Source organism: Allobosea sp., from assembly GCF_048595345.1.
GTDB lineage: Bacteria > Pseudomonadota > Alphaproteobacteria > Rhizobiales > Beijerinckiaceae > Allobosea.
Window position 1 is genome coordinate 1 of sequence record NZ_JBMDWH010000112.1, and the last position, 5,283, is coordinate 5,283.

5 protein-coding genes are annotated in these 5,283 nt (G+C 68.1%); all 5 read left to right on the forward strand.

Annotated elements, in window-relative coordinates; translation table 11 throughout:
• The first annotated feature begins 345 nt into the window (after positions 1-345).
• Positions 346-2,229, forward strand: a complete 1,884-nt coding sequence (locus ACOJTB_RS11420) for a TRAP transporter large permease (RefSeq protein WP_420102641.1) — start codon at positions 346-348, stop codon at positions 2,227-2,229.
• Positions 2,230-2,373: 144 nt separating this feature from the next.
• Positions 2,374-3,114, forward strand: coding sequence for a protocatechuate 3,4-dioxygenase subunit beta (gene pcaH / locus ACOJTB_RS11425; protein ID WP_420102642.1), 741 nt, complete (start codon positions 2,374-2,376; stop codon positions 3,112-3,114).
• Positions 3,114-3,740 (forward strand): protocatechuate 3,4-dioxygenase subunit alpha, encoded by a 627-nt coding sequence (pcaG, locus tag ACOJTB_RS11430; protein WP_420102643.1) that lies wholly within the window; start codon positions 3,114-3,116, stop codon positions 3,738-3,740. The genes pcaH and pcaG overlap by 1 nt, the downstream gene beginning before the upstream one ends.
• A gap of 49 nt (positions 3,741-3,789) precedes the next feature.
• Positions 3,790-4,998 carry a 3-oxoadipyl-CoA thiolase gene (gene pcaF / locus ACOJTB_RS11435; protein ID WP_420102644.1) on the forward strand — a complete coding sequence of 403 codons (1,209 nt, stop codon included), beginning with the start codon at positions 3,790-3,792 and terminating at the stop codon, positions 4,996-4,998.
• A gap of 51 nt (positions 4,999-5,049) precedes the next feature.
• Positions 5,050-5,283, forward strand: a 234-nt coding sequence (locus ACOJTB_RS11440; protein ID WP_420102645.1) for a CoA-transferase, incomplete at its 3' end; no start/stop codon positions are given.

The window sequence follows — 5,283 nt, forward strand, 5'->3', positions numbered from 1 at the left end:
CCGGCCATTGGCGAAGGTCATCTCCTTGACGATCGCACAGCCGCGCTCGCGCAGATGGCGGCTGGCGCCCCGGCAGACCGAGCGGGTGATGTCCGGCCGGGCCGGCGGCGGATTGAGAAGGGCTGAGCCGGGCATGGGGCAGGGTCCCTGTCGGATGGGAAAAGGCAAGGGTCGCCGGAATCGGGCCGCCGCCGCCGTCGCAGCAGCCCGCGCCAGATCCTGACAGGACAGGCCCAGGTCGCGACGCAGGGCGCTCCACCTCAATGTTGGGCTGGCGCCCGCATTGCGCGCGAGACTATAAGGCCAAAAAGGCCTGACGGCCGATAACACGCTTGGAAACGCTTCATGGACCTTCACGCTGCGAGCCTGTCCGCGCCCGCACGCCTGCCGACGAGCGCGGCAGGCCGCATGGCCGATTGGATCGAGCGCCTGCTGGCGCGGCTGGTGGAGGCAGTGGCGGCGCTGCTCGTCGTCACCGAAATCGTCATCCTGGGCGCCGGGGTGGCCGCCCGCTACGTCTTCCACACGCCGCTGGTCTGGTCGGACGAGCTGGCCTCCATCCTCTTCCTCTGGCTGTCGATGCTGGGCGCCGTGGTGGCGCTCCAGCGCGGCGATCATATGCGCATGACCGGGCTGGTGTCGCGCGTGCCGGCGGGGACCAAGCCTTTCCTCGAGGCGGTCGCGCTCACCGCCTCGATCGCCTTCCTGCTGCTGATCCTGCCCCATGCGGTCGATTACGCCGAGGAGGAGAGCTTCATCGTCACGCCCGCGCTCAGCCTCTCCAATGCCTGGCGCGCGGCGGCGCTGCCGGTCGGGATCGGCCTGATGCTGGCGGCGGCCGCCTTCCGGCTGGCGCGCTTCCGCGACTGGCGGCCGGTGCTGCTGGCGGTGGCGGTCACGGCGGTGCTGGTGGGGCTGTTCTGGCTGGCCGGGCCGGCGCTGAAGCCGCTGGGCAAGCTGAACCTCATCGTCTTCTTCGTGGGCGTCGTGGCGCTGAACGTCTTTTCCGGCGTGCCGATTGCCTTCTCCTTCGCGCTCGCGACCTTCGGTTATCTCGCCTGCACCACCTCGACGCCGCTGCTGGTGATGGTCGGCCGGCTCGACGAGGGCATGAGCCATCTCATCCTGCTGGCGGTGCCGCTCTTCATCTTCCTGGGTGCGCTGATCGAGATGACGGGCATGGCCCGCGCCATGATCCAGTTCCTCGCCTCGCTGCTCGGCCATGTCCGCGGCGGGCTGTCCTATGTGCTGATCGGGGCGATGTATCTGGTCTCCGGCATCTCCGGCTCGAAGATCGCCGACATGGCCGCGATCGCGCCGGTGCTCTTCCCTGAGATGCAGAAGCGCGGCGCCAAGCCGGGCGATCTCGTCGCCCTGCTCTCGGCCACGGGCGCGCAGACCGAGACCATCCCGCCCTCCATCGTGCTGATCACCATCGGCTCGGTCACCGGCGTGTCGATCGCGGCGCTGTTCACCGGCGGCATGCTGCCGGCGGTGGTCCTGGGCGCGGCGCTCTGCTTCGTCGTCTGGTGGCGCTACCGGGACGAGGATCTCAGCCATGTCGTGCGCGAGAAGAAGCGCGTCATCGCCCGGCTGGCGCTGATCGCCCTGCCCGCCATCGCGCTGCCCTTCGTCATCCGCGCGGCGGTGGTGGAGGGCGTCGCCACCGCGACCGAGGTCTCCACCATCGGCATCGCCTATGCCGTGCTCGCCGGGTTGCTGATCTACCGCCAGTTCGACTGGCGCCGGCTGCCGCGCATGCTGGTCGACACCGCCTCGCTGACGGGGGCGATCATCTTCATCATCGGCACCGCGACCGCGATGGCCTGGGGGCTGACGCAATCGGGGTTCTCGCGCGATCTCGCCCAGGCGATGTCGGCGGTGCCGGGCGGCGCCTGGGGCTTCCTCGGGATTTCGATCGTCGCCTTCATCATCCTGGGCAGCGTGCTCGAGGGCATTCCGGCGATGGTGCTGTTCGGGCCGCTGGTGTTCCCCATCGCCCGGTCGGTCGGCATCCACGAGGTCCATTATGCGATGGTGGTGATCTTCGCGATGGGCATCGGCCTGTTCGCACCCCCCTTCGGCGTCGGCTATTACGGCGCCTGCGCGATCTCCAAGACCAATCCCGACGAGGGCCTGACCTATATCTGGGGCTATATGGCGGCGCTCGTGCTCGGCCTGCTGGTCGTGGCGGCCGTGCCATGGATCTCGACCGGCTTCCTGCATTGAAGCCGCGCCTGCGAAACAGTCTTTCGTCCTCTTTCGCAGATGCGTTGGTTGTGGTGTCTTTGTCGGACGACGATCCGGCAACAACGGTGCCGCCCTCAGTGGCGGCGCCTTCCAACGACCGGCGCGAGAGCGAGGAGGCGCCGCATGCGCAATGACCAACCGGGCCAGCGGGGCTCTTTCTACCAGCGCGACCGCAGCTGGCACCCGCCGGCCTTCACGCCGGACTACAAGACCTCCGTGCTGCGCTCGCCGAAATACGCGCTGCTCTCGCTCGGCAACACCGTCTCCGAGATGACCGGACCTGTCTTCGGGCACGGCATGCTCGGCCCGCTCGACAACGACCTGATCCGCAACTACGCCCAGACCGGCGATCCGATCGGCCCGCGCATCATCGTCCACGGCCAGGTTCTGGACGAGGACGCCCGCCCGGTGCGCGGCGCGCTGGTCGAGTTCTGGCAGGCCAATGCCGGCGGCCGCTACCGCCACAAGAAGGAAAGCTATCTCGCGCCCGTCGATCCGAATTTCGGCGGCTGCGGGCGCACCATTACCGATGACGAGGGGCGCTACTGGTTCCGCACCATCAAGCCGGGCCCCTATCCCTGGCCGAACGGCGTCAATGACTGGCGCCCGGCCCATATCCATTTCTCGGTCTTCGGCCACGCTTTCGCGCAGCGCCTGATCACGCAGATGTATTTCGAGGGCGACCCGATGATCTGGCAGTGCCCGATCGTGATGGGCATCCCCAGCCGCGAGGCGGTGGAGCGGCTCGTGGCGGCGCTCGACCGCGAGAACACGCTGCCGATGGACACGATGGCCTACAAATTCGACATCGTGCTGCGCGGGCGGCGCTCGACCCTGTTCGAGAACCGGATGGAGGGCAATTGATGGTCCAGCCTCTGCGCCGCCTGAAGGAAAGCCCGTCGCAGACGGCGGGTCCGTATATCCATATCGGGGCGACCCCGAATTTCGCCGGCATCGAAGGCGTCTATCCGCATGATCTGGGCTCGCAGCCGCTCGATCCGAAGGTGAAGGGCGAGCGCATCGTCATCACCGGCCGCGTCTTCGACGGCACCGGCACGCCGCTCAAGGACGCGCTGATCGAGACCTGGCAGGCGGATGCCGAGGGGCTCTATCCGGGCCAGGGCGAGGCCCGCGGCGACGCCGACCCGCATTTCACCGGCTGGTTCCGCCAGGCCGTGGACGGAACGACCGGCGTCTATCGCATCGAGACGATCAAGCCCGGAAGCGCGCCCTACTTCGATGGCCGGCCGATGGCGCCGCACATCACCTTCTGGATCGTGGCGCGCGGCATCAATATCGGCCTCCACACCCGGCTCTATTTCGGCGACGAGGACGAGGCGAACGCCGCCGACCCCGTGCTGGCGCGCATCGAGCACCGCCTGCGCGTGCCGACGCTGATCGCCGAGCGCAGCGAGGAGAACGGCCAGTCCGTCTACACCTTCGACATCCGCCTCCAGGGCGAGGACGAGACGGTGTTCTTCGACATCTGAGGCGGCTCCCTTCCGCCACCTTTCGATACAGCAACGAGCAGAGCATTCCATGAGCGAAGCCTTTATCTGCGCCTATCTGCGCACCCCGATCGGCCGGTTCGGCGGATCACTCTCCTCGGTGCGGGCCGACGATCTCGGCGCCGTGCCGCTGAAGGCGCTGATGGAGCGCTACAGCCAAGTCGATTTCGGCGCCGTCGATGACGTGATCTTCGGCTGCGCCAACCAGGCGGGCGAGGACAACCGCAATGTCGCGCGCATGTCGCTGCTGCTCGCCGGCCTGCCCAAGGAGGTGCCGGGCACGACGATGAACCGCCTTTGCGGCTCGGGGATGGATGCGGTCATCACCGCGGCTCGCGCGATCAAGGCGGGTGAGGCCGAGCTGATGATCGCGGGCGGCGTCGAGAGCATGAGCCGCGCGCCTTTCGTGATGCCCAAGGCCGAGACGGCCTTCTCGCGCCATGCCGAGATCCACGACACCACCATCGGCTGGCGCTTCGTCAACCCGCTGATGAAGAAGCAATACGGCGTCGATTCGATGCCGGAGACCGGCGAGAACGTCGCCGCCGACTGCAACATCAGCCGGGAGGACCAGGACGCTTTCGCCGTGCGCTCGCAGCAGAAGGCGGTGGCGGCCCAGAACAATGGCCGGCTGGCGAAGGAAATCGTCCCGGTCGCGATCCCGCAGCGGAAGGGCGACCCGATCCTCGTCGAGAGCGACGAGCACCCGCGCGGCGACACCACCCTCGAAAAGCTTGCCAAGCTGCCGACGCCCTTCCGGAAGGAAGGCGGCACCGTCACCGCCGGCAACGCCTCGGGCGTCAATGACGGGGCGGCGGCGCTCATCGTCGCCTCCGAGAAGGCGGCCGCGACATACGGCCTGACCCCGCTGGCGCGCGTGCTCGGCGGCGCGACCGGCGGCGTGGCGCCGCGCGTCATGGGCCTCGGCCCGGTGCCGGCGACGCGCAGGCTCTGCGCGCGGCTCGGCCTCACCCCGGCCGATTTCGACATCGTCGAGCTGAACGAGGCCTTCGCCAGCCAGGGCATCGCGGTGCTGCGCGATCTTGGCATCGCCGAGGACGCGGATTTCGTGAATCCGAATGGCGGCGCCATCGCGCTCGGCCACCCGCTCGGCATGTCGGGCGCCCGCATCGCCGGCACGGCGGCGCTGGAGCTTTCCCTGACCGGCAAGAAGCGCGCGCTCGCCACCATGTGCATCGGCGTCGGCCAGGGCATCGCGATCGCGCTGGAACGGGTCTGACAAGTCACGCTAGACTGCACCGCAGCAGTCCACGACATTGGCGAGGGATGGATGACGAACAAGATCTATGAGGGGCCGAAGGCGGCTCTCGACGGCCTGCTCTTCGACGGGATGACGATCATGTCCGGCGGCTTTGGGCTGTCGGGCAATCCCGAGAGCCTGATCCCGGAGATCCGCGATTCCGGCATCAAGGACATCACCGTGATCTCGAACAATGCCGGCGCCGACGGCTTCGGCCTGTGGATGCTGCTGCAGACCCGCCAGATCAAGAAGATGATCGCGTCC